Raw genomic sequence first — 25,806 nt, forward strand, 5'->3', positions numbered from 1 at the left:
CGCCGGTTCGGCCGGCGCCCCGGAGGACTCGCCAGCGGGGGATCAACCCCGAGCGGCGGGCCGCCCCGGCTTCGTGAGCCAGAATCGCCGGCGCTCGAAGGGATAGCCCGGAACGGACACACGCCGCCGCGTCTCGCCCGCGAAAAGCCCCGCGAAGGAAACGCCGAGCCCCGTTTGGTAGGCCCTGGCGACCGCGTCCACGAAGCCCCCGTCGGAACTTCCTGCCGCTACCGTTTCCTCGCCATCCGATGGCCGCGGCAAGCTGGACACCACGGTCGGGGCCGCGGCGGCGTCAACTGCATTTCCCCCTGTCTGGGCCTGCGGCGGCGGCAGCACCGCGCCAGGGCCGATCTCGATGACGACCTCTACGCCCAATTCGGCGAAGGTTCCCGCGCAGCCGCCGGTTTCCTGCGGATCGCCGGTCGCTTGCTGACGCCAGTAAGCGTCATCCATGGCTTGATCCGGGTCGACCACCCGCCCGGTGTGGCTGTTCACGAGGATCGCCGATGGCTGGCCAATCGCGCCACCCTCCGGCGCCCCCTCGGGATCGCCCCCGGCCGTCGCAAGGCGTAATCCGTCCTCCAGGCTGAACAACCCGGCGACCTGCGCTGCCGCGATCTCGCCGGCGCCGTTCCCGGCTATCACGCTCGGACGGATGCCGACACTCTCCCAAAGCGCCGCCAGCGCGCACGCGAGCGAATAGGTGGCAGGGCGCGCCCACGTGGAATCGTCGCGAAGTCCGGCTGAGGCGGCACGGCCGAACATCGCGTCGAGTAGCGACTCCCCCCGGTCGTCGCCGAGCACTGCGTTGCACCGATCGAGCACCGCGCGCACGACCGGCTCGCACTCGTAGAGCGCCGCGCCCATGCCGGTCCACCGGTTCCCCTCGCCGGCGCAGGTGAATGCCACCTTGGTTGCCATCCTGGGGCCACGTCCCTCTACCGCTCCTGTGTGCTCGGTGAGAGCCTGCCGCAGCGATGCCGCGTCCTTGAACACCACCCCCGCACGATGGCCGAAGTGGCTGCGGCCGATGGCGGCTGTCCACGCCATGTCCGAGAGCAGGGGGGCGGACGCGGCGCTCTCCGCCGACAATGCGTCGGCATGTTCGTCGAGCCATGAGAGATACCGTCCCGCCAGCGCCCGGAGCGCCTCGTCGGACTTGGCCGAGAGCGGCAGCAACCGCGTGCGGCGCGCCGAGAGACCGTCCCCGGTCGGCTGCAGACCGGCGACCGGCTCCGGAAGGGTCGCGGCGACGCGCAGTGCAGCTCCCGCGTGCGAATGCCCTCGATCGGCCTCGGGCGAAGCGCCATTCGTCGGCCCGTATCCCTCCAGCACGACGTGTGCGTTCACGCCCGAAATCCCGAATGCACTGACCCCGGCCCGCGGCGGCCGGTCGGGGTCCTGAGGCCAATCCTCGGCCTCCGCCATCACACGCACCGGCAGAGTTTCCCAATCGACGAGCGTACTCGGGTTCTTGAAGTGAAGGCTGCGCGGGACTACGCCCTGCTTCATCGCCAGCACGGCCTTGATCAGGCCGGCAATGCCGGCCGCCGCCTCCAGGTGGCCGATGTTGGTCTTGACGGAGCCCATCAGCAGCGGGCGGTCCGCCGCGCGTCCTTTGCCGTAAACCGCCGACGCCGCTTTCACCTCGATCGGGTCACCGAACGCGGAGCCGCCGCCGTAGGCCTCCAGGTAGTCCACCTCGGACGGCGCGATGCCGGCCTGTGCGAGTGCCCGCTCTATCAATCGCTCCTGCGCCGGGCCGCTCGGTACCGTTGCGCCGGCGCTCGCGCCATTCTGATTGAAGGCCGAGCCGCGGATGACCGCCCAGATCCGATCGCCGTCGGACTCCGCCTCGCTCAGCCGCTTCAGGACGACCATCCCGCAGCCTTCGCCGCGCACGAAGCCGTCTGCGGAGTCATCGAAGCTCTTGCATCGACCCTCCTGCGACAGGAGCCGCAAGTCCGCCATCTCTCGGGTGATGCCGGCCGAGAGAACCGCACTCGTACCGCCGACCAGGGCCAGGTCCGACTCCCCGAGGCGCAGGCCCGTGACCGCCTGATGCACGGCGATCAATGACGAGGCGCAGTTGAGCTCCAACGGCACCGTCGGCCCCTCCAGGCCGAGCTGGAAGGCGACCCGCCCGACCGTCATGCTCGCGGCGGTGCTCAGGTAGCCGACGCCGTAGTCGCCGCCTCGCATCAGGTCCCGGTATTCGCTGGCCGCCACGCCGGCATACACCCCGGTGCGGCTGCCCCGCAGTCGGTCAGGATCGATGCCCGCGTCCTCGAGCGCTTGCCAGGCTGTCTCCAGCAGCATCCGCTGTTGCGGGTCCATCAGCCGCGCCTCGATGGGCGTGATGCGGAAGAACGCGGCATCGAAGGCGTCGATCCCATCCACGAAACCGGCCCGGCGGTAGGCGCCGTACTGGGCGGGCAGGTTCTCGACGAAATCCTGCCAGGGGCCCGGCTCCGGGCGTTCGTCGGTCACCGCGTCGGCCCCCGCTTCGAGCTGCCGCCAGAAAGCCGGCAGGTTCGGCGCGCCCGGGAAGCGACAAGCCATGCCGACGATGGCGATGCCCTCCGGACTGCTCCCGTCATCGTACCGTGCAACAGGGCCAGGCGCCGCCGCCGGCGCCGGTTGCTGCGCGGCGGCATCTACGCCGCCGATCTCGGCGAGCTCTCCCGCCAGGTGGGCAGCGAGGGCGGCGATGTCGGGATAGTCGAACACGACGGTGTTCGGCGCCGTGTACTCGGCAGACAACGCCCGATTCAGCCGGTTACGCAACTCCACCGCCATCAGGGAGTCCATCCCCAGGTCGAAGAACCCCACCGAAGGCGCCGGCTTCGACGGAAGCCGCAACACCGCCTGCACCTCGCGCTGCAGGAACGTCACCAGCAGCTCCTCGCGCGTCGCGGCGGGTGCCTCGCGCAGCCGGGAAAGCAGGTCTTCCGGGGATTCGGAGACGTCGGAATCGGCGTCGTCGGCGGTGGACAGAAGGTCCTCGAACAGCGGTGGGTGGACCTCGAGGGATTCCCCGAACACCGCCCAGTCCCTCGCGACGACCACGGCCGTTGCCGGGTCCTCACGCACAACGTGCTCGAACGCCCTGAGACCCTGTTGCGGGTTGATCCAGTCAATCCCAGTCCTGGCGATTCGCGTGGAGATCCGCTCCCGCTGTTCCTCCGCCTCGCCGATCTCCGACCATGCGCCCCAGGCGATGGCCTGTCCGGGGAGTCCCAGTGCGCGGCGGTGCCCGGCGAGCTGATCGAGGAACGCGTTTGCCGCCGCGTGATTCGACTGGCCCGGGCTGCCGAAAACTCCTGCCACGCTCGAGAACAGGACGAACATGTCCAGATCCCGGTCCACGGTCGCCCGGTGCAGGTGCCAGGCGCCGAGCACCTTCGGCCACAGCACCGTCTCGAACTGCTCCCAGCTCTGGTTCCCCAGGGCGCCGTCCGACAGGACACCGACGCTGTGGATCACGCCGCCGAGCGCGGGCAGCTCGCGGTCCATCCTCGCCAACATGCCGTCCAGCGCGGCGGGATCCGTCACGTCTGCCAACTCGACCCGTACCGTGGCTCCGCGTGTCCTCAGCGCGCCGATCGCTTCTTCCGCCTCGGGATCCGGCGGCCGGCGCCCGTTGAGCACGATCGTCCCCGCGCCCTGGTCCACGAGCCAGCCGGCCACGGCGCATCCGATCCCACCCAACCCTCCGGTCACCAGGTACGTGCGATCCGCCCGCAGGCGACCGCTGGCAAGTGGTGAATTGGTGAAGACGATCTTCCCGATATGCCGGCCGTCGCGCATGAACTCGATGGCCGGCACCGCCTCGGCCAGCGGCCATCGGGTATGGACGAGCGGTTTCAGCTCTCCCGCCTCCAGGCGCGCCATCACGTCCTTCAGCAGCGCTCGCGGCCACGCCGGCTGATCCTCCTTCAGAACATCCAGCTTCACGATGGAATAGGCGACGTCCGGCCGCACCTCCGCCATCTCCTCCTCGCTCAGGATGTCGCGCGCCGCCAGCTCCACAAACCGGCCTCCCTGGGCCAGGCACGACAGAGTCGCCTCGATGAAGCCTTCCGCGGTCAGGCTGTTCAGCACCAGGTCGACGCCTGCGCCTCCCGTCGCTTCCAGGATCTCCTGGCCGAACGCCGTCGAACGGCTGTCGAATACGTGCTCCACTCCGAGCGATCGGAGATACGCCTGCTTTGGCGCGCTCGCGGTTGCAAGGACCTCCGCGCCGGCGGCTTGCGCCAACTGGATGGCGGCCAGGCCGACACCGCCCGCGCCGGCGTGAATCAGCACCCGGTCGCCAGCCTTCAATCCCGCGAGTTCGAAGGACAACGCGGCCGATACGAATACGGTCGGCATCGAGGCGAGCGCCGAGGCCGACATGTTCGGCGGCGCGGGCACCACCAGCTCCTCACGCGTCACCGCCTCCGGCCCGAACGTACCGCGCTTGCCGCGCCTCAGACCGACCACGCGATCGCCCACGGAGACGGTCGACACCTCGGAGCCGATCTCCGCCACCCGCCCGCACATCTCCGTGCCCAGCAGCTTCTCCTCGATCAGGCCGAGCGACGCGAACACGTCCCAGAAGTTCAGCCCGGCGGCCTCCACCGCCACCCGGACCTCTCTCGGCCCCAACCGCGGGCGCTCCACCGGCAGGATCTCGAGCGCACCGCTCGCGCCGACCCCGACGACCCAGCCCGGCCCCTCCGGAAGGGCGAGACGCCGCGTCTCCGAACCGGCCCGGACCACACGGGCCACGCGTCGTCGTCCGTTACGGTGCACGATGTGGGTTTCCGGGTCGGGATAGAGCAGCTCACGCGCCAGATCGGCCGGCGCCGCCGTCGCTTCGAGATCGAGATCGACCATCCGGGCTTGCAGTTGGGACGCTTCCCGGGCCGCCACTTTTCCGAGTCCCCAGAGAGTCGCGCCCGCCAACTGTCCGCCGCGCTCGCGCTCCAGCACCTGCGCGCCACGGGTGACGAACCACACGCCGTTTGCCGGGGTCATGTCGGTGTCGACCGCCGCCTGCGTCAGCGCCAGCGCGCTCGCCGTCGCCTGCCGCACGTCCTTCGCCATCTCCTCGGTGGACGCCTCCGTCCCGTGACCGTCCAGCGCGACGAGATGTACGATGCCGGCGAGCGGAACGTCGTCCGGCAGATCATTCAGGAGCGAGCACCATGACTCGCGACGCTCCATTTCGACGAACGCCTCGACGATTCCTGGCGCGCCATCTGCCGATGCGCCGCCAGCCTGCCCGTCGCAGCCGGCCAGCACCACCGTCTGGTTGTGCCCCGCCAGCTCTTCGGCGAGCTCTGCCGCGGCGCCGCCCCGGTCCGCGGCAAGCACCCACAGGCCCGGTCGTTCCGTCACCTCCGCCGGTCCACGAGCCACAATCACGCCCCGGTCCGGCATCTCGCCGGATCCCGACTTGCCCAGTCCCAGGACCTCCACCTCCTCGAATCCCACGGCGCCCAGGGCCTGCCGCCAAACCTCCGGTCCCGCCAGGGCGTAGCGGGGGCGGCAGTCGTCGGAGAACCGCCACCAGCCGTCGAGCTGTCCGAAGGTCATGTCCAGCCAGTCCTGACCGCACAGGTTCTCAAGTGCGACCAACTGCCCCGACGGCGCCAGCAACTCGCCGCAGTGCGCGAGCGTCTGTTCCAGATAACGTGTCGCGTGCAGCACGTTGGACGCGATCAGCAGGTCGTAGCCGTGCGAGTCGAAGCCCTGGGCGACGGGATCCTTCTCGATGTCCAGCGCCCGGTACTCGATGCACCCGCCGCCGTCCCCGAGGCGCCCCTCCGCCTCCGCAAAGAAGCCGGCCGAGATGTCCGTGAAGGTGTAGTCGAACCGTCCTTCCGGGAGCTCCGGCAGGACCGAGAGGGTCGCCGACCCGGTACCTGCCCCTACCTCGATCACCCGGAGGCGTCGTCCGTCTGGCAGTCCCGCCAGGAGCGTTCTCACCGCATCCGCCAGCATCTTGTTGGCCGCGCGCCAGACCGGCGCCTTGATGTACAGATCGGCGGCGCTCGGCTCCCCACTGCCGAACAGCAGCGTCAGCGGATCCTCCTGGCCGCGGAGCACGTCCGCCAGGGCGCTGGCGCTCCGGTGGAGGATTCCAATCTCGTTCGAAGCGTACGAGTAGCGTTGGCTCAGCGATGCGACGAACGCCTCGGGGTCTTCCGGGATCTCCACCGGCACCGAATCGCCGGACCCCACCGCCACCGCAAGGTCGTCACCCGCCGTCTCCAGCACGCCCCCCCGGGCAAGGATGTCCAGCATCCGGCGAAACATCTTTCCGTGCTCGGGCAGGATCCGCAGGCGTTGGCGTAGGCCTTCCGCGTCCACCGCCTCGCCCCCCGTCCGTACCCAACCGAGCTTGTCCACGGCCGACAGCGCATAGCGTCGACACAAACGCTCCAGCTCTTGCATCAAGGCGGGTCTGACCGACGCGTCGACCCCTTCGGCCGCCAGGTACTGCGAGAAGCCGTCCGTTTCGGCAGCAACCCTCGACGGGCTCGGGAGAAAATCGGCCGGCAGCATTCCGGCCGCGGGAGCCCGATCGCGCCAGACGACGTCGTACAGCAGATCGTCGAATCCTCCACCTGTCGAGAGCAGCGCGGCGCGTGTCGCCCGCTTCACGGTGTATCCGCTCAATTCACCGAGCAGTACCCCGTCGGGGGCGTAGATGCGCATGTCTCCGCTCACGACCTCGGGTGGCTCGGCCGCCTCCGCGCCGGCCTCTCGGTCACTTGCGAAATCCCGCAGCGACACGTGGCAAATCACCCGCTCCGGCAACCGCCCCGCGAGCCACAGGCGCTCCCACGCGAAAGGCAGATACGTGGCGCCGCTGTCCGCGGTTCCCGCCGGTTCGCGCGCCGCCGCCATCACCTGGAAACAACCGTCGAGGAGGAGCGGATGCACGTCGAATCGGCTCCGGGCGACTCCCGGAGGGAGCGCGATCTCGCCCAACGCTTCTCCGGTCCGGGACCAGAGCGCTTGCAACGTGCGGAACGACGGACCGAGATCGATCCCGACCGCGGCCTTGGAACGGTAGTAGGCCGGCAGGTCTTCCGGCGACAGATACGCCTTCAGTCCTTCCGGATTCAGCGGCGGGGCCCCTTGCGGCGCGCCGGCGCCCGGGCTTGTCGCAATCCGTCCCTCTGCGTGCAGCGTCCACCCCTCGCTGGTGTCGCCTCGGCTGAGGACCTGGACACCGCGCGACGAGCCCTCCCCGGCACCATCGAGCAGAATCTGTATTCGCAGGCCCTTTTCGCCTGCGCCGCCATTCTCCTGAGGGAAGACCATTGCGCTCTGCATCTGGAAGTCCTCGACAACCGCCGATCCGGTCCCCTCGGCAAGGGAGGCGGATGCGGCCATGGCCCCGTAGAGCGCGCCCGGCACTACGAGCTGGCCGAACACCCGGTGGTCGCTCAGCCAGGCCGGATCGGACGGGAACACCTCCGTCTCGAACGCAATCTCGCCGCGTGCGGACTCGTGCCGGTCGCCCAGCAATGGGTGGCCGGCGCTGGGCCGTCGCCGCTTCGCCGCCTCGACCCAGTAACGCTCGCGCTGGAAGGGATAGCCGGGCAGCGCGATGCGGCGCCGCGCTTCGCCCGCGAAAAGCCCCTCGAATCGAATCGGGAGCCCGGCCTCGTACGCGTGAGCGACCGCGACGACGAAGGCGTCGTCCGTCTCCGCCGTCGGGACATCGGACGGCGGCTGCCTGAGGCTCGAGACGATCGCCGGCGGCCGGCCGCCTGCCGCCGACTCCGGCCAGGCGAGGGCCGTCATCGGCCCGAGCACCGCATGGGGTCCGATCTCCACGACGGCGTTCACTCCCAGCTCCGCCAGCGTCTCGACGCATGCGCGGAACGCGACCGGATCCCGAGCCTGCCGGCGCCAGTACGCCGCGGCGAGCAACGTGTCCGGCTCCACCACCCGGCCGGTCAAATTGCTCACCAGGGTGGTCGTCGGAGGAGCGAACGCCATGTCTCCGAGCGCCGCTTCCAGGTCGTCCAGGGCGGGTTCCATCATGGCGCTGTGGTAGGCGGGGCTCTTTCTCAGCCGCCTGACCCGGATCGCTTCCGCCTCGAAGTGATCCGTGATGGACTCGATCGCCTCCACCGGACCGCTCACCACCTGGTGCGCCCCGTTGTCCGCGGCGATGCTCAGACCCAAGCCTCGGGTCCCAGCGCTGTGCTCCTCCAGCGCCGCTACCACCCGGGACGGCGGCGCGAACACCGCGGCCATCGCTCCCTCTCCGGGCAGCGCTCCGATGAGCGCGCCCCGTGCCGCCGCGAACCGCAGTCCTTCCTCCAGACCGAACACCCCGGCGGTATGGGCCGCCGCGATCTCTCCCAGGCTGTGTCCGAGAACCACCTCCGGGCGCACCCCCAAGCTCGACCATAGCGCGGTAAGCGCGCACTCCAGCGCGTAGATCGCCGGCTGCTTCCACATCGGGTCGTCCAGGTCTCCAGCCGCACCGTTCCGGCCGAACATCACGTCCAGCAGCGAGGCGCCGTCTCGCTCTTCTCGAAGCAGCGCATCGCACCGGTCCAGCACCGCCCTCACCGTCGGCTGGCTCGCGTAGAGCGTCTCGCCCATCCCCACCCACTGGCAGCCCTGTCCGGTGTAGAGGAAGGCCACCCTCCCCGCTTCGCGCGGCTCGGGTCCTTCATTTCCCTCGGCAAGCGGGCGCAAGCGCTCCCGAAGCGACTCGGCGTCGCGGAACGCCAACCCTGCGCGGTGGCTGAAATGGGCTCGCCCAACACCGGCGGTCCACGCCATGTCGGAAAGCAACGGATCGGTGGCGGCGCTTTCGGAGGCAAGCGCCTCGGCCCGGTCGTCGAGCCACGACAGATAGCGTGCCGCCAGCTCGCGAAGTGCCTTCTCCGTCTTGCCTGACAGGGGCAACAGGCGCGTCTCCGGCGCAGGAAGTTCCTTCTTGAAGCCAGGAAGGTCTGCGACGGACTCCGGCAGGGAAACGGAAACCGAGTATGGAGGACCCGCGGCCGACAGCCGCTCGGGCGCAGCTTGAGGGACCTTCTCCGAGGCGTCGTAAGACTGCAACACGACGTGCGCGTTGGTGCCCGACCAGCCGAACCCGCTGACGCCCGCCGTCGGGGGACGATGGGGCTCGAAGGGCCACTTCATCGCCTCGGACGTGATCCGCACAGGCAACCGGTCCCAGTCCATCTGAGGATTCGGGTTTCGAAAATGCAGGTGTCTGGGAATCACCCCGCAGTTCATGGCCAGCACCGTCTTGATCAGTCCCGCGACGCCCGCCGCCGATTCGAGGTGGCCGATGTTGGTCTTGACCGAGCCGATCAACAGGGGCCGGTCCGCGGCGCGTTCCTTGCCGTATGCCGTCCCCGCCGCTTGCAATTCGATCGGGTCTCCGACCTCCGTTCCCGTCCCGTGGGCCTCCAGGTAGTCCACGTCCGCGGGCCGGACTCCGGCGTGTGACAGCGCCGCCTCGATTACCCGTTCCTGTGCCGCGCCGTTCGGCACTGTCAGTCCGGGACTCGCTCCGTCCTGGTTGAGGGCGGACCCACGGATCACCGCCCAGATGCGCTCGCCGTCCGCCTCCGCGTCGGTGAGCCGCTTCAGCACCACGATCCCGCAACCCTCACCCCGTACGTATCCGTTCGCCGAGGCGTCGAACGTCTTGCACTTGCCGTCCGGGGCCAGCATGCCGGCGTTGCCGCGCAGCTCCAGCAACCGGCCGGAGAGGATCGTGTTGACCCCGCCCGCAAGCGCCAGATCCGCCTCCCCCCGCTGCAGCCCGGACACTGCCTGATGGATCGCCACCAGCGACGAGGAACAGGCAGTGTCCACGGCTATCGCCGGTCCTTCGAGACCCAACGCGAAGGCGACCCGGCCGATGGCGGTGTTGAAGGAAGTTCCGGCGACCGCGTAGAGGCTCTCGGCGGGCTCGGCCGCATCGCTGGCGCCCAGGATGAGACTGCGGTATTCGTTGTTGCTGATTCCGGCGTAAACGCCGGTGCGGCTTCCCTTCAGCCCGTCCGGATCGATTCCCGCGTCCTCAAGCGCCTGCCAGCTCGTCTCCAGCATCATGCGTTGCTGCGGATCGAGGAGCTGCGCCTCCACCGGCGAGATTCGGAAGAACGAAGCGTCGAACTGGTCGATGTCGGAGACGAAAGCGCAGAACCGGCACGCTTCGTTCTGAACATCGGCGTTCGGAAACAGCTCACCCATGCGGCCGACGCTGGAGCCCGGAACTCCTTCGGTAACCGCGTTTCCGCCGGCCTCGAGCAGTCGCCAGAAGGCCGGAATGCCGTTCGCGCCGGGGAACCGGCAGGCCATGCCGACGATGGCAATCGGCTCCTGCCGCCGGGAATGGTTACGGTTGCTATCGCTGGGAATGCGAGGCGGGCCCTTCCGGAAACCGGTGGATCCGGTCTTCATCGATTCCTCCGTCTGCGAATGAGGGTATCACGGAGAGGCATCTTCACCCGACATCACGTGTTGCCTTCGGACCCCGATGCCTCGGGCGCCGTTCTATTTTCTGGCACGGAGAGGAGGCCGTCGTGGGACGTTCCGCAACGAAATCTGAGAGCAGCAAGCGGGATGCGAGGACCAAGCTCGCCGAGCACCGCCTGAGCGTGTTGGAGTTGGCCCGGGAGCTAGGGAACGTCGCCGAGGCGTGCCGCCAGCGCGGACTGGATCGGACGAGCTACGAGGGGAAGCGGCGCTTCCAGACCCACGGGTTCGAGGGTCTGAAGGACCTGCCGCCGATCCACAAGAGCCATCCCCAGACGACGCCGCCGGAAACGGTGGAGCGGATCAAGGAACTGGCGCTGAAGCACCCGGCGTATGGTTGCAACCGTCTTGAAGCGATGCCGTCGCTGGAGGGCCGGCGGGTGTCGTAGATCACGATCCAGAAGATCCTCAACGACAACGGTCTGGGCGCGCGGCATGACCGGTTCCTGCATGTCCCCAAGCAGCCCGAGGCCGCGGTGGCGGTATTACACGGCATCGAGCATCGTCTGCTACGAGAGCGTCGAGGCCCTAGAGGAACCACACCAGACAAGAATGACGTTTACATATACATTTCGGGTCTTTATCATGAATTCAGTTGTTATTCTTCCGATAGATGGCTTTGAGCCTTACTATCATCGGCATGGCAACGAGAGCCACTTGAACGGTCCTGACGAACTGAAACGCGAGAACGCGGCACTACGTGACCGCATCTCCGCGCTCAGCGCGGCCATCCTGCGGATCAGCGCGAGCCTCGATGTCCACACCGTGCTGCGGGAAGTCGTCGACAGCGCCTGCGCGCTGATTGGCGCCCGCTACGGCGTGATCACGACCGTCGACGACGCCGGGCAGCCCCAGGAGTTCGTCACTTCCGGCTTCACGCCGGAGGAGCGCCAGGAGTTGGTCGACTGGCCCGAGGGGCCGCAGCTCTTCGCGCACTTCAAGAGCCTGACGGGCGCGGTTCGGCTCAACGACCTGCACGCCTACGTCCGGTCGCTGGGCTTCGCTCCGGACCTGATGCGCGAGAAAACCCTGGCCGGCACGCCCATGCGCCACCACGGGGCGCATGTCGGTAGCTTCTTCCTCAACGGGAAGCAGGGCGGGCCGGAGTTCACGCGCGAGGACGAAGAGATCCTGGTCCTGTTCGCCTCGCAGGCGGCGGCGGCGATAACCAACGCCCGCAAGCACCGCGACGAGCAGCGGGCGCGGGCCGATCTGGAGGCCCTGGTCGACACCTCGCCGGTGGGCGTCGCGGTCTTCGACGCCCGGACCGGCCATCCGGTGTTGTTCAACCGGGAGGCGAAGCGGATCGTGGGCAGCCTGGCCGCGCCTGACCGCCCGCCGGAGGAGCTGTTGGGGGTGCTGATCTGCCGGCGCGCCGATGGCCGGGAGGTGGCCCTCGACGAGTTCCCGCTGGCGGAGCAGTGGACCGATCCCGAGACGGTGCGTGCCGAGGAAATGGTGCTCTCGGTCCCCGACGGCCGGAGCGTCCGGACGCTGGTCAACGCTACGCCGATCCGCTCGGCGGATGGTGCGGTCGAATCGATGATCGTTACCCTGCAGGACCTGGCGCCGCTTGAGGAGCTGGAGCATCTGCGGGCCGAGTTCCTCAGCATGGTGAGCCACGAGCTGCGGGTCCCGCTCACCTCGATCATGGGCTCGACGGCCGCCGCGCTGGGCGCCGCACCGCCCGACCCGGCCGAGACGCGCCAGTTCTTCCGGATCATCGACGAGCAGGCCGACCACATGCGTGGCTTGATCAACGACCTGCTGGACGCGGGGCGCATCGAGACGGGCACGCTGACGATCGCTCCCGCGGCAACGGAGGTGGCCGGCCTGGTGGACGAGGCCAGGACCACGTACCTCAGCGGCGGCGGCCGGCACCCGCTGGAGATCGACCTGCCGGCCGACCTGCCGCAGGTGATGGCCGACAGACAGCGCATCGTCCAGGTTCTCAACAACCTGCTGTCGAACGCGGCGCGGCACGCTCCCTCCTCGTCGCCCATCCGGGTCGCGGCCGAGCGGGACGGCGTCTACGTGGCGGTCTCGGTCTCCGACGAAGGCCGGGGCGTGCCGGCGGACCGGCTGCCGCTGCTGTTCCGGAAGCGCGGTGGCTTCGCTGCGGCCGATCCGGCGCGCGGGTCCGGAGGGCTCGGCCTCGGCATCTGCAAGGGACTGGTGGAGGCCCACGGGGGCCGCATCTGGGCCGAGAGCGAAGGCTCGGGGCTAGGCACGCGCTTCTCGTTCACGATCCCGGTGGCCGACGAGGCGGCTGCCGCCACCCCGGCCGGCTCCGGTGCGGACGCTTCGCCGCCGGACGACGGCCGGACGCGCGTCCTGGTTCTCGACGACGACCCGCAGACGCTGCGCTCGGTTCGGGACGCGCTCACGGCGGCCGGCTACTCCCCCGTCGTGACGGGCGACCCGGAGGAGCTGGCTCGGCTCGTCGAGACGAAGCAGCCTCAACTGGTCCTGCTCGACCTGAAGCTGCCGGGGGCGGACGGCATCGAGCTGATGCACCGCGTCCCCGAGCTGGCCGAGTTGCCGGTCATCTTCATCTCAGGCTACGGCCGCGACGAGACCATCGCGCGGGCCTTGCAGGCCGGCGCCGCCGACTACATCGTCAAGCCCTTCTCGCCGACGGAGCTGACGGCCCGGGTGCGGGCGACGTTGCGGCGGCTCGGCGACGTGGAGCCGTTCCGGCTCGGCGACCTCGCCATCCACTACGAGGAGCGCCGGGTGACGGTCGCGGGCCGCACGGTGCGGCTGACGGCCACCGAGTACGAGCTGCTGCGCGCGCTGTCGCTCAACCCGCGACGGGTCCACACCTACGACGCGCTGCTGGGCCAGGTGTGGCGCGGCAAGAAAAAAGCCAACGTGCCGCGGTTGCGCGCCTACGTGAAAAGGCTCCGCCACAAGCTGGGCGATGACGCGGAGCGGCCAGCCTACATCGTGACCGAGCGCCGGGTCGGCTACCGCATGGCCCGGCCGGACGACCCGTGACGGCCTCGTAACGCGTCCCGGAATCCGGGGTGCAAGAACCAGACCCTCTGTTGGCTACTCAGGCAGGGCGAGTCGCCTAATTCTCACAAGTGACTATAAATAAGAGACTTACTTAAGCCCCGCCGGTTGTGATTCCCCCGTCCATTACCACACTCCGCGCGGGAATCCAGAGCAACATTCGAGCCGTCCGCGAACCGCTCCGAACCTCGGCAGGTCCATTGCCCGCCGCCGTTCAGAGCCAGCAGCTGCCGCAGAACCTCGTCGTCGGAGATGTCCGCCGACCAACCGTACGCGGCGGCCACGGCCGCGTCAAGAGCCTCGTGCGCATCAGCGAGCCACTGAGGACGGGCGTTGTAGGGGCTCGTCAGCGTGCGCTTCTCCCGGGGAACGAGCCGCTTCGGGTATCCAGGAACCGGCTCGTCGACCCAAGTCGACCCATTCCGGCGGATTCAGCCAGTGGTCGCGCAACTCGACGAGCCGTTGAGCTTCCAGGGCTTCCGACGTGACAATCCAGCACCGGAGGGTACACTTGAGTCGAGGCGCCACGGTCGGTGCGGCGACAGTCTTTGGCATCCGCACTGTCAGTCGAAACCCTGGACGAGGTGCAGACGCTCTTATGGTCGGATGGGGGCATCCGGCAATCTGTTGGAGAGGGTGATGGAGATGTACGAGATTGATGTCTCGGCTTCGGCGACTGACAGCCGAGAGTTCGGCATCATCAAGGACGCCGTACTGGATCGGTATCGTCGGCTCTCGCGACACGCGCCGCGAGAGGATGCACAATACAGGCGCGACGCACCGCCGCGAGAGGTCGCGGCGAGCGCGTACACGCCGATCATCACAAGTCACACGCAAGTTGTCACCAGCGCCTTCAGGTCCGAGTTGTTCGCGTCTGGTTTCGCGCTGGTTCGACCGACGTTGGAGGCGCTGCTGAAACAGTCAATGGTTGGCGCCTACGAGGGCGACGACGATGGTTGGAAGCGAATAGTAGGCAGTCGGCTCCGCATTACGCGCAAGAGTCTGAAAGAGCTAGCAACCAGCCGAGGATGGCCGGACTTGAGTACGCTGTGGGTCGGGCTCTCGCCGTGGCTTAATGACTTTGTGCACGGAGGCCACGGGCAGCTGTTAAGCAACAGCACCCAGTCCCGTGAGCCTACCTATCCGGCCGACTGGTTCTGGACCGCCATGTTCGTCTCGACGGTAGCCATGCTTGCGACATCGGCGTGGTTTTGGGCGCACGTGGGCCATGACGAACGGTGGCAACCGATACTGGACGACATGAGGTCGGAGGACTGGGGAACCCTCACGATTGGTCGCAACGGGCAAATCGTGAGGATCATTGGACCGCGCCGCTAGTCGATCCGCGCGGAGCCTCCTCGGGGTTCCGCTAGTCCGTTTTCACGGAAACTGGATCTGCTACCGTCACGGCGATCGGAGCCACCGTGATGCCCGTTGTTATGTCGTCAAGCGTGCTAGCGATTTGCTCTAGCGCCGTCGCTTGACGGTCCAAGAGGCTGTTCTGCTCGCCCAGCAGCTCTATGATCTGCGCTAACGCCCTCTCGGTGTCCCTGCTGGCTATGGGTCTTTCTGCAGATGCCACGTTGACGCTCCTCTTCTCGTTGCCTGGGGTAGACGCGGTTGGGATTCTGCCCCCGAACCACTTGGTTCGCCTACCCTCGGAGCCCGTGGTGAAATCCTGCGTAGCACCGAGAGCGGCGAGGCGCACGCCCGACAGGGCGCGACGAGGGAGCATATTGGCCATATGTGACCGAGGAGCAACGCCGTTCGGGCGGGATGCATCGCCGCTCGAATGTAGCGGGGGGTTTCACCACGGGCTCCTAGAACGGCAGCTCCTCCTCCACCGTGGGCGTCTGCTGGCGCTGCCTGATGGCTATCAATTCATCGCGCAAGAGGACGCGTAGAACGACCAGAACGGCATCTGTATCTATTCCGTGGTCGTACGCGACTGCACGAACGCGATCCTTGTAGACTTCGTCTAACTCTTGCGAAACATAGGTCTTTGCGAATTCGTCGATTCTGTAGTCTTCCGTCAGTTCCTTCACTTGATTAGCGAGCGTGCGGGCCGTCCTGACAGCCCAATCACCAGCCTGCAGAGCCTTGGCCAACTCCCTTCCGAACGGGGTCACCTTCAGCGGGCTCTTGCTTTCCACCGTACGTGGCGGGGGAAGTCTGTCGAAGATGCCGTCGAGCTTGGACCGGATCTCGTCCATGAAGGCGGTGACGGCGCCCCGGTGCTCGTCCACCTTGCCCATCCAGTGCGCCAAGTACAGCAGCCCTCCAACGACGGGAACTGCCAGCGCGACTAGGGTGGGAATCAACCACTCAGGCATGACTATCCTCAATAGTAGACTATTGTCTTGGTGCCGGTCGTGCAACCGCGTAGTCAAGTGCCGTACACGTCTCGTCCAGCGCCTCGCTGACGAAACAGCATTGAGAACAGTGTTTCGGCCAAAGGCAAGACACGGTCTGCTTCGCTGGCGTTGACACCAGCGTTGGCGTCATCGCAGCACGTCCTAGTGACCGGTGCCGACGGCCGGCGTTACGCGGCGGCGACGGCGACCGCGATCCGGTCTGAGAATCCCCGCCGCCAGTAGTCCTCCAAGCATCGTCCGGCCTGCCGCACGGTCGGGTGCCGGTGCCCGCAGCATCCGCACTGCTGCCCGAGCGTCGTGTACACGTCCGGTTGCTTCGTCACTGTCGCCCTCCTGGCTCAGGTTTCCTCGTCGGTTGGCCTCACTCCCGAACGAGCCGCAAACTTCGTGCCAACCGGCGTACTCCGTTCCGGTCGATACGCAGTCGTCCGTTGCCGTACGGGCGGGAACGAGTAGTAATAAACTATTATTAATAAATAGTTTACGGTCTTTCTTGTGTGCTACACTCGGCCCTCGCCGTGCCCGGCGAAACCGCGCAATACCGCCTCGGAACACCCGGGCCGGACAACTGGAGATGCACACATGACCACGAGACTTCTCACGCTCCGCGACGTGACGGGGATGACCGCCCTGTCCCGCTCGGCCGTCTACGCCCTGATGGCCGAGTCCCGCTTTCCGAAGCCGATCCGCATCGGCAGCCGGGCGGTCCGCTGGGTCGAGCAGGAGGTGCTCGACTTCATCGCCAGCCGTCCCCGAGCTGGTTCGGATCGACCCGCCGCATAGCCGAGACGCCATCGTCTTCACGACCGGCAGCCACGAGGAACCGGCGGTGACGAAGAGCGACGGACGACCTGCGGTCGTCGCTGGCTCATGGTCCGTTAGGAGCCATGAGCCAGCAGACCCGATGTGCTACATCGGACTGGCGAGGGGACGCTGCGCGCCCCCTTCGAACCCCCGCCGTTGCGCCGCCCGGCCGTGCCGGTTGGCGGTTCGCTCGGTCCCCGGGACCTGCGCCGTTCCGGCCCCTGGCCGGGGCCGCCATATGCTTGCGGGCGCGGTCGCGCGGGCCAGCCCTGTGGCGGGTGTCCCCTCACCGTTGCCGCTGGTATCATCTCGTGGCAGGCCGTCGCTGAGCGAGCGAGTTCCCCGCGTCTGGCGCCACCAATCGCGCTCCGCTGACAAGAGACCGACCCGTGACCGAAGGCAAGTTGACCAAGGCTGCGCTCGTCGAGGAGGTGGCCCAGGTGGCCGATGTTCCGCAGAAGGCCGCCGAGTCCGTCGTCGAGACCGTGCTCGGCAGCATCGTCGAGTCGCTCCGCCGTGGGGAGAAGGTTGAACTCCGCGGCTTCGGCAGCTTTCGCCTTCGCCGCCGTGCTCCGCGCCTCGGCCGCAACCCCAGGTCCGGCGAGTCGGTGCACGTGCCGTCGAAGCGCGTCGCCTACTTCAAGGCGGGCAAGGAGCTGAAGGCGTCGGTCAACGGGCAGCCGGCACGACCCGTACCGCCGCCGATGTCCGAGTAGGCCGGTGTCGAACCGCAATCCCGTCTCGTCGTCGCCTGCATCACATACCACCGACGCCTAATTCGCCGCGCCAGCGTGTGATTCAGTCAGCGCCCCTCGATCACAGCCCGAATCACATCCCGCCGGCCCGATCGGCGCACCGGATCGTCCAGTCTTTGCTGGACGGATCACGCCTTCGGCAAAGAAGCGGGCGGACCCAATTGCGCCGCCCGTAGTGCCGGGAGCGACCCCTCCAAGACCCGCGGTCTTGCGGCGCAATGGGTGTTCCCGAGTCACACCCATCGCGCAGGGGTCGCTCCCGGCGAATTGTTCCTTCCAGGAAGGCTGTCGGCGCCGTCGTCAAGGTCGCATCCGGCGCCGTTCCCGTGACGCTGACCGAGCGCACGGCGGCCCCGGTGGCGCCGCCGGTCGCCGCCGTGGCCACGTCGCCGATCCGGAGGTCGTTGTTCCATGTTCCAACCAGGAGCGACTTGACATCGCCGCGCCAGCGCTGGCTGGAGCACGAGCGGGTGAAGATCGAGACGGCGGCCGAGCGTCAGCTGAAGGTGCATGGCGAGAACTTGTGCTCGGACGGGGACGCATTGGCTGTGGAACGACCATCGAGCGGCAGTGCCGCTAGTCTGGGGCATGCGGCCCCATGGCGATTCGCGGGATGGCGCGTTCAGAACCGGTACTTCAGGTTGAGACTGACGCCCCAGAACCGGCTGGCGTCCGTCGTCATCCGGTACAGGATGGTCTCGCCCCGTCCGACGCTCGACTCGTGGCTGCGAAGCTGGTTCCAGGGCAGCGGCTCGCTCGTGAACTCGCCGAAATCCACCCAGCGGAACCTCACGCCCAGCGTCACCGGTGCCCGGAGCTGGTAGTCCACCCCCGCGAGCAGTTGGTAGCCGGCCAGGACGTCGGTGAGCCGTGCGTCGCCGATCGTGGTCGTGCCGGCGATCTTGGCGCGCAGGAGCGGATCGGCAAACGTCGAGATCCGTTCAGGGTCATCGTTGCGCTTCCACACGGACTCGTAGTCGAGCGATGCCCGCTCGATGCCGAACCCGGCGCCGAGGTACGGCGTCCAGGCTGCCGACGCCCCGAAGTCGTAGTACGCGTTCACGAAGGCGCCGTGCGACCGCCAGTCGTCGACGCCGCCAACCGCCAGCTCGATCTCCTGCTCCCCCTTGTCCAGCGTCACGTCGTCGAAGATGTCGATGTCTGACTGATCGCCATAGATCGTTACGCGGTGGAAGTACTCGCCTTCGAGCCGGACAGGTCCCCAGTCGTAGCCGAGCGCGACGCCCGCCCGGAAGCCGGCGCCCCCGTCGAACTCGTTGGTCCACGCCGTGAGCGGTGGAGCGGCGTCGCACTCGCCGGCGGCCTCGACGCCGAGCGGGTTGATGATCAGGTCACACTTCGTGCCCCAGTCGTTGTCCGACCCGTGCACGGTGAGGGGCGGTGCAAGGCTTGTCCCCAGGTCCATCTCGATATACGGCCCGGTCTGGCCCCGGGCGTCGTTGGCGCATACGGTCAAGACTGTCATCGCCGTGACAAGTCCGAATCGCCGGTGCATCGCTGTCTCCGTGGCCGGCTTCGGTATCGGCCGCTGCGTCCCGGCGGCTGCTCGGGAAACTGCCTCCAAGGATAGTCGAGCCGGTCAAGCCGACCGAGATGGACCTCCGCGCACGTCTGCGGCGGAGTGCCCTGCCGACTCCGATCTCATCGGTGGAGCGGGGCGGCCTGCCGACATCCTCCGTCCAGGTACTCGGCCCAATCGTCCATGAGCCGCCGCCGACGCTCGAACAGGTCCGACCGCGCGTAGGCGGCCTCGACCTTGTTTTGGACGACGTGAGCCAGCGCGGCCTCAATGACCTCGCGCGGGTGGTCCGTCTCCTCCGCCGCCCAGTCCCGGAAGCTGGAGCGGAAGCCATGCGCCACGGCGGCGATCCGATGGTACTGGAGCATCTTCGGCAGCGTCGACGCCGAGATCGCCTTGCCGCTCCGCATGGGAAACACGAGCGGGCCGCCGTCGCCGAGCGCCCGCGCCGCCTCGAGGATTTCGAGCGCCCTCCCGCACAGCGGGACCCGGTGCTCCCGCTTCGCCTTCATCCGCAGCGCCGGGACGGTCCACACGCGGCCGGCCGTGTCCATCTCGTCCCACGTCGCAAGCCTAACCTCCGCCGACCGAGCGGCCGTGAGCACGAGAAACTCGAACGCCAGCTTGACGGCGGGCTGCCCGGACTTCGACGTCCGCACGGTCTCGATGGCCGCGGCCACGTCCTTGTGGGGCAGCGCCAGCCGGTGCGTCACGATGTCGTTCTGCGGGCCGAGCACCGGCAGCACGCGGTCGCATGGGTTGTCGTTCCGCATATCGAGCGCGATCGCCCACTCGATCACCGACCGGATGCGCTGGCGCACCGCCCTGGCCGTCTCCGCCTTGACGTGCCAGATGGGAGTGAGGATCTCCAGCACGTCGGCCGTGCTGACCTCGGAGACGGGCCGGCGACCGATGCGCGGGAAGGCGTACCGCTCCATGCTGTTCCACCAGGTCTGCGCGTGCCACCGGCCGCGCCAGCCGCCGCGCTTCTGCTCCAATACGCGCTCGGCGGCCTCGGCGAAGGTGGGAACGCCGTCAGCGCGGCGTTTCTCGGAGAGCGGGTCGCCGCCGGAGCGCGCCAGCTTGCGGTTGGCCAGGGCCAGCTCGCGGGCCTCGGCCAGTGTGACGAGCCCGGCGGCGCCGAGTCCGAGTTCGCGGCGGCGTCCTCGGATGACGATCCGCTGGACCCAGCTTCGCGTTCCGGTGGGCTGGACGAACAGGTACAACCCGTTCCCGTCCGCGTGCCGTCCCGGCGGTGCGGACCGGACGAAGGCGGCCGAGAGCGCCCTTTCGGGATGGCGTCCTCGGCGCTTGGTTCTGCGGCGTGCAGGGGTGGTTTCGGCTACAACATCCATTCCCCCATTATATGCAGGAATGAAGCGGATTTCGCGCCGCGTTCTGACCGCTTCGGATCGCGCGTGTAAGTAATAAATTACTACTAGTCAGTAGTTTACGATGCCACCTGCACAACGCTGGACCTTGGCGGATACCTATTGGTCATTCAGGCAGGGCGAAGACGAAGATGGCGTTCCCGGCTCTGGGGTTGCGCATCTCCGGCAGCAGATCGGTCGGAATGACACTGGTCCAGCTCGAACCGCCGAGCGGACCGCCGGCCCCGAACGCGATGTACTGCTTGCCGTCGACCGCATAGCTGATCGGGTAGCCGTTCGACATGGTGGAGAGCCGGCTCTGCCAGAGCTGATCGCCGGTCGCCGCGTCGTAGGCGAAGATGTAGCGTTCCCAGTCGCCGATGAAGACGAGGCCGCCGGCCGTGGTGAGCGTGGCGGTGTTGTACGGCGCGCGACGGCGGTGGTGCCAGAGCGTGTCGCCGGTCCGGATGTCCATGGCCCGGACCTCACCCAACTGATCGGGGGCGTCGGGATGGAAGTGGTTCTGCCGGCCCCGCACGCCGCCGGTGCCGCCGCCCCCGTCACGCCGCTCCACCGGACCGAACGCGGCGGTCTCGCACTGCAGGTTGATCGGGACGTAGAGCGCTGCGGTGTCCGGGTGGTAGGCCATCGCCCGCAACGACTTGAAGCCACCCGTGCTCGGGCAGAAGAAGAGCTCCTCGCCGACGTCCACGACGACGCCGTCGCGGTAGGTGAGCTCACCCGTCTCGCGGTTCAGATCCATCAGGTTCTGGTAGCCGAGGTCGGTCGCGTTGATGTAGTCGCCGGTTACGCGGTCGAGCTGCCAGAGAATCCCCAGCTTGCCCATGCTGTAGACCGAAGGCTGTCCGTCCACGTCGATCAGGATTCGCTCGAACGTCTCGTCCATGTCGTGGCTGTCGCCCGGGATGTGCTGGTAGTACCACTGCATCTCGCCGGTAGCCGGGTCGAGAGCCAGCGTCGAGTTGCTGTAGAGCGCATCGCCGTCGGTGCCGCGGGCGTCGCGCGTCCAGGGCTTCGCCTGCGACGTGCCGTAGTAGACGAGGCGGTTGACCGGGTCGTAGCTCCCCGGGATCCAGGCGTCGGCGCCGGCGCGGAACAGGAGCGGTAGGTCGCCCCACGAGTCGCCGCCCCGCTCGCCCGGGCGAGCGATGGTGGACGTTCGCCAGAGAATCTGTCCGGTCCGCCCGTCGACACCGACGATGTAGCAGGTGTCCTCGCGGAACCGCTCGCATCCCCGCAGGCCGGCAACGACGACGCCGTCCGCGACGACCGGGCCGCTCGAGAAGCCGTAGCCGTCATGGTCGGGGGCGACGTCGGTGTCCCACCGGACGGCGCCGGTGCGTGCGTCCAGGCCGACGATGTGCGCATCGACAGTGTTCAGCAGGATCAGGTCCTCGTAGATGGCTAGGCTCCGCATCTGCGCCGCCGGGCGGAGCCGCTCGTCCATTTCGCGGCGGTATTCCCAGATGAAGTCACCAGTGGCGGCGTCGAGCGCCTGCACGACGTTCCCGGGATTGGCGATGTACATCACGCCGTCACGGACGATCGGTGTCGTCTGCGAAACTCCCGGCTCGAGGCCCCAGGACCAGGCGAGTTGCAGGTCGCCGACGTTGTCGCGCGTAATCTCGTCGAGCGGGCTGTAGCCCCAGCCGTCGAGCGTGCGCCGCCAGTTGACCCAGTCGCCCGCGTCCGGGTTCTGCAGCACGGCATCGGTGACCGGTCGGACATCGGCCGCCTGCTGCGCCACGCCCGCCGTTCCCGCCGCGACCAGCGCCGCGCCGATGAGCAGGCCGAAGCGGAGGGGTGACCGGGTAGTACGTCGACGCGCGTTGGCAAACGGCATGTGAGTCTCCCTGTGCCTCACGATACTACAGGCCTGCCGGTTTGGTGATTCAATGGGAGGCACAGGAGCGCCTTCGGCACGCGAAGCGTCGCGCCGCCAGGCGCGCGACCATCGCGAGAGCGCCGGCGCCGGGAGGAAGTGGATGACGGTCTTGCTTACAGGAGGGACGGGATTCATCGGGTCGCGCCTGAAGACGCGGCTCGAGGAGCTGGGACACACGGTCCGTGTCGTGAGCCGCGGCCCGGGCGGCGACGTCACCTGGGATCCGGACGCCATTCGCGAGGCGGTAAGTGCGAGCGACGCGGTCCTCCACCTGGCTGGCGAGAACGTGATCGGCCGGCGGTGGACCGCTCGCCAGAAGGAGCGGTTACGCGAGAGCCGGGTGGACACCACGCAGCTTCTGGCCCAGGCGGTCGCCGACGCCGGGCCCGCCGTGTTCGTCACGGCGTCGGCAATCGGCTACTACGGCTTCAGTACCTTCCGCCGGTTCACGGAGCGCGATGGCGCGGGCGACGATTTTCTGGCCCAGCTCAGCGTCGAATGGGAGGCGGCGCGGCAACCCGCAATCGACGCCGGGGTACGGACCGCGACGATCCGGATCGGCGTCGTGCAGCATCCGGGCGGCGGGGCGCTGGGGAAGATGTTGCTGCCCTTCCGGCTGGGTGTCGGCGGACCGGTCGGGAGCGGGGAGCAGTGGATCTCCTGGATCCACATGGACGATCTGCTGGCGATGTTCGAATGGGCGATCGCGAACGATCAGGTTAGCGGCGTCTACAACGGCACGGCGCCGAATCCCGCGACGAACCTGGCGTTCTCGAGGGCGCTCGGACGCGTGTTGCGCCGCCCGGCCATCCTGCCCGCGCCGTCGTTTGCGCTGCGTCTCGCGCTGGGTGAGGCGGCGGAGCTGCTGGTACAGGGGCAGCATGTGCTGCCCGAACGCGCGCTGGCGGAGGGATTCGAGTTCCGGTTCCCGGAGGTTGAGCCAGCCCTGCGGGACCTGCTGTCGTAGTCTGAAGGTCTTCGGAGGCGCCGGTCTACGTCCCATGGAAGCCCACGGAAGTCTGCTACGGCTCACTCGGAAGAACGGCGCGCCAGCTCAGCTTCTGCGGCGTATTCCTCTTGGTGCCTCCAGCGACAGCGGGGGAGTTGACGAGTCGTTCCTACAGGACTTGCTCTACCGGTACCCGCAGACGCTGCCAATCGCCGCCATCGATGCAGCGTACGCCGACCCCGTCCCAATCTGCCGCGAACTATCCACGCGAGCCGGCCGCGTGGACGCGCTATATGTCAACGCTCTCGGCAGGTTGACCCTCGCCGAATTCAAGCTGTGGCGCAACCCTCAGGCGCGCCGCGAAGTGATAGGCCAAATCCTCGACTACACGAAGGAACTTGCCTCGTGGAGGTACGAAGACCTGCAGCGCGAAGTGTCTAAGGCCCTCGGGACTGACGGGAACACTCTCTACGAACTGGTGAGCAAGCACGAGCCGGGATTGAATGAGGCCGATTTCGTAGACAACGTGACACGGCACCTGAAGCGTGGCGAGTTCCTGTTGCTGATCATCGGTGACGGCATCCGTGAAGGCGTGGAGAACATCGTGGACTTCGTCCAGCGCTACACGGGCTTGCACTTCAATCTGGCTCTGGTGGAGGCCGCTCTGTACCGTGACGGCACCGATCACCTCGTCGTCCAGCCCCGCGTTCTTGCCCGGACCGAAATAGTGCACCGAATCGTCATCGACGAGGCAACCGGCCGTCGCGTCGGTCCAGATCCGGATCCCGATCCTCTCCCCTATGAAGAGCAGAATCTCCAGTTCTGGACCAGGATGCTAGAGGGTTACGCGTTCAAGGCCGTTGACGTGGAGGTCCCGGCGCCGAGCAAGGAATCGACAATCTACCTGAAGGTGCCGAATTCCGGTTTCGGCGATTGGGGTCTCTCATTCGGCGCATACCTGTACCGTAAGTCGCCGACGATTGGTTGCTACGTTACCTGCCGCAAGGACATTCCTTCTGCCGTTCGCGTATACAAGGAACTTGAGACGTTGTTCGAGGAGTTCCGACAGGAGATTGGGAGCGATCTGATTCGGTGGGGCAACAGCGCGGGCCGCCCGAGAATTGGATTCAGGCGCAACACCGGGTTGGCTTTTCTGGCGGCAAGTGAGGACCCTGCCAGCCTCGACGATGCCGTCGCGTGGATGCGAGAACATCTGGACCGCCTCGTTACGGGTCTCTATCCGCGCTTGCAGCATATGCTCTCCGGGAGGAGTTGACGCAACGTATCCAGTAGGGCAGTGCCGCCCTCGAATACTGCTTGACCGCTTCAACGCTCAGCTACGGGTAGATGATGAACTCGAGCAGGTTACCGTCCGGGTCGCGGATATAGCGGCTGGTGCCGGTGTCGAGGCCACCGTTGCGGCCGCCCTGGCGAGGCGCCGGACCTTCGATTACGACGGCGCCCACCCGTTCGAGCGCCTGCTCCAGCGCGGCGGCGCTCCCGCCCCAGACGAAGCAGAAGTCGCCGCACGGCGGCACCGCCTCCGGCGCGCGCAGCGTGAACGTGCCGCTCTCCCAGATCTCGGGGCGATGGAAGTTGATCTTGCTATCGCCGAAGTGGACCGAGACGATCCGTTCGCCTTCCATCAGCTCGAAACCCAGCCCGCGGTAGAAGTCGACCATCGCCGCAGTGTTCCGCATCGGCACCGCGACATGATCGAACCGGACGAGATCGGGCGATGCCTGCGCGGTAACAGTGCGCCCGGCGGCCCCCAGTCCCGCCCCGGTGGCGGCGAGCGCCGCGCTGGCGCGCGCCGTCTGCTTCAGGAACCGCCGTCTGTCTTGCGTCGTGCCCATGGTCCCTCCGTCCGGCGGCGCCGGACGCCTCCGTGCGCCCTTGTGGGCGCGCCTGTCGTTAGTCCATCCGGCGCATCTCGAGCGCCGAACCGCCCTGATGCAACACCAGCGCCTCGATCTGCCCGCCGCTGACGCGGAACGAGATGCGCGCGTTGCTGTCGCGGTAGAAGAAATCGGTTTCGGATTCGGGAAAGATCGCCACCGCTTCCTGGTCGGTCAACTGCGCCAGCAGGTGGTCGCCATCGCGGGTGATGGTGATAGCGAAGCCGGGCTGCTCCTCGTACTGGCCGACGTAGCGCTCAAGCGTCGCCTTGGGCAGCGCGGCGGCCGGACGGGTAGCGGGGTCGATCCCGACATCCGACGCAATGCGGTCGGCGCGCCGGCCGAACCCCTGCTGCTCGAAGATCAGGTGATCCACTTCCCGCGTGTCCTGGCGGATGCCGAACCGGATGCGAAGGCCTGACTCTACTTCGATGAACTCGGTCTCGGACCTGGGGATCAGCAGCCGCTGTCCCCGGGTGGGCGCCCGGACGTAGAGCCGGTCCCGGTCGACGAGGATGGTGAGGACGTAGTGCTCCGACAGCGCGTACTGGCCGACGTAGCGCTCCAGCAGCAGCGGGTCGACGTGGATCGCCTGCGCCCGGGCGACCGCCGGCAAACAGAGGGCGAACGCGACGGCCACCAGGACTGCCACCACGACTGCCGTCGTTACGGC

The 25,806-nt window shown here is 67.8% G+C and carries 13 protein-coding genes and 2 pseudogenes; 7 read left to right on the forward strand and 8 right to left on the reverse strand.

Annotated features, from left to right (window positions below; all coding sequences use genetic code 11):
• Positions 1–42: 42 nt before the first annotated feature.
• Entirely contained in the window at positions 43–10,443 is a 10,401-nt protein-coding gene (locus tag F4Y45_15040) for an SDR family NAD(P)-dependent oxidoreductase (GenBank protein ID MXY25821.1), read from the reverse strand.
• 122 nt (positions 10,444–10,565) lie between these two features.
• Between F4Y45_15040 and F4Y45_15045 the strand changes: the two are divergent.
• Together F4Y45_15045 and F4Y45_15050 are read left to right on the forward strand one after the other, a co-directional pair.
• Positions 10,566–10,967, forward strand: a pseudogene (locus F4Y45_15045) (helix-turn-helix domain containing protein).
• Positions 10,954–13,518, forward strand: a complete 2,565-nt coding sequence (locus F4Y45_15050) for a response regulator (GenBank protein MXY25822.1) — start codon at positions 10,954–10,956, stop codon at positions 13,516–13,518. The pseudogene F4Y45_15045 and the gene F4Y45_15050 overlap by 14 nt, the downstream one beginning before the upstream one ends.
• A gap of 230 nt (positions 13,519–13,748) precedes the next feature.
• Here F4Y45_15050 and F4Y45_15055 read toward each other — a convergent pair.
• Positions 13,749–13,986, reverse strand: a pseudogene (locus tag F4Y45_15055) (adenine methyltransferase).
• Positions 13,987–14,181: 195 nt separating this feature from the next.
• On the opposite strand from F4Y45_15055, the gene F4Y45_15060 reads away from it, so the two are divergent.
• On the forward strand, positions 14,182–14,874 hold the full coding sequence (locus F4Y45_15060) for a hypothetical protein (protein MXY25823.1): 693 nt from the start codon (positions 14,182–14,184) through the stop codon (positions 14,872–14,874).
• Between the two features lie 482 nt (positions 14,875–15,356).
• On the opposite strand, the gene F4Y45_15065 is transcribed toward F4Y45_15060, so the two are convergent.
• Positions 15,357–15,869 (reverse strand): hypothetical protein, encoded by a 513-nt coding sequence (locus F4Y45_15065; GenBank protein ID MXY25824.1) that lies wholly within the window; start codon positions 15,867–15,869, stop codon positions 15,357–15,359.
• Between the two features lie 624 nt (positions 15,870–16,493).
• Between F4Y45_15065 and F4Y45_15070 the strand changes: the two genes are divergently transcribed.
• Positions 16,494–16,694 (forward strand): AlpA family phage regulatory protein, encoded by a 201-nt coding sequence (locus tag F4Y45_15070; protein MXY25825.1) that lies wholly within the window; start codon positions 16,494–16,496, stop codon positions 16,692–16,694.
• A gap of 425 nt (positions 16,695–17,119) precedes the next feature.
• Positions 17,120–17,431 (forward strand): integration host factor subunit beta, encoded by a 312-nt coding sequence (locus tag F4Y45_15075; protein ID MXY25826.1) that lies wholly within the window; start codon positions 17,120–17,122, stop codon positions 17,429–17,431.
• Between the two features lie 661 nt (positions 17,432–18,092).
• On the opposite strand, the gene F4Y45_15080 is transcribed toward F4Y45_15075, so the two are convergent.
• The 3 genes from F4Y45_15080 to F4Y45_15090 all read right to left on the reverse strand — a co-directional run bounded on the left by F4Y45_15080 (position 18,093) and on the right by F4Y45_15090 (position 22,421).
• Positions 18,093–18,986: an outer membrane beta-barrel protein gene (locus F4Y45_15080; protein MXY25827.1), complete on the reverse strand. Its 894-nt coding sequence runs from the start codon at positions 18,984–18,986 to the stop codon at positions 18,093–18,095.
• A gap of 146 nt (positions 18,987–19,132) precedes the next feature.
• A complete protein-coding gene (locus F4Y45_15085) occupies positions 19,133–20,365 on the reverse strand; it encodes a DUF4102 domain-containing protein (GenBank protein ID MXY25828.1) in 1,233 nt (410 codons plus the stop codon).
• Between the two features lie 142 nt (positions 20,366–20,507).
• On the reverse strand, positions 20,508–22,421 hold the full coding sequence (locus F4Y45_15090) for a PQQ-binding-like beta-propeller repeat protein (protein ID MXY25829.1): 1,914 nt from the start codon (positions 22,419–22,421) through the stop codon (positions 20,508–20,510).
• On the opposite strand from F4Y45_15090, the gene F4Y45_15095 reads away from it, so the two are divergent.
• Positions 22,387–23,253 (forward strand): TIGR01777 family protein, encoded by an 867-nt coding sequence (locus F4Y45_15095; GenBank protein ID MXY25830.1) that lies wholly within the window; start codon positions 22,387–22,389, stop codon positions 23,251–23,253. The genes F4Y45_15090 and F4Y45_15095 overlap by 35 nt on opposite strands.
• 34 nt (positions 23,254–23,287) lie before the next feature.
• A complete protein-coding gene (locus F4Y45_15100) occupies positions 23,288–24,511 on the forward strand; it encodes a hypothetical protein (protein MXY25831.1) in 1,224 nt (407 codons plus the stop codon).
• 61 nt (positions 24,512–24,572) lie between these two features.
• On the opposite strand, the gene F4Y45_15105 is transcribed toward F4Y45_15100, so the two are convergent.
• Together F4Y45_15105 and F4Y45_15110 are read right to left on the reverse strand one after the other, a co-directional pair.
• Positions 24,573–25,091 carry a hypothetical protein gene (locus tag F4Y45_15105; protein MXY25832.1) on the reverse strand — a complete coding sequence of 173 codons (519 nt, stop codon included), beginning with the start codon at positions 25,089–25,091 and terminating at the stop codon, positions 24,573–24,575.
• 58 nt (positions 25,092–25,149) lie between these two features.
• Positions 25,150–25,788 (reverse strand): DUF3471 domain-containing protein, encoded by a 639-nt coding sequence (locus tag F4Y45_15110; GenBank protein MXY25833.1) that lies wholly within the window; start codon positions 25,786–25,788, stop codon positions 25,150–25,152.
• Positions 25,789–25,806 lie beyond the last annotated feature (18 nt).

It is taken from the genome of Acidobacteriota bacterium (genome assembly GCA_009838525.1).
Lineage (GTDB): Bacteria > Acidobacteriota > Vicinamibacteria > Vicinamibacterales > UBA8438 > VXRJ01.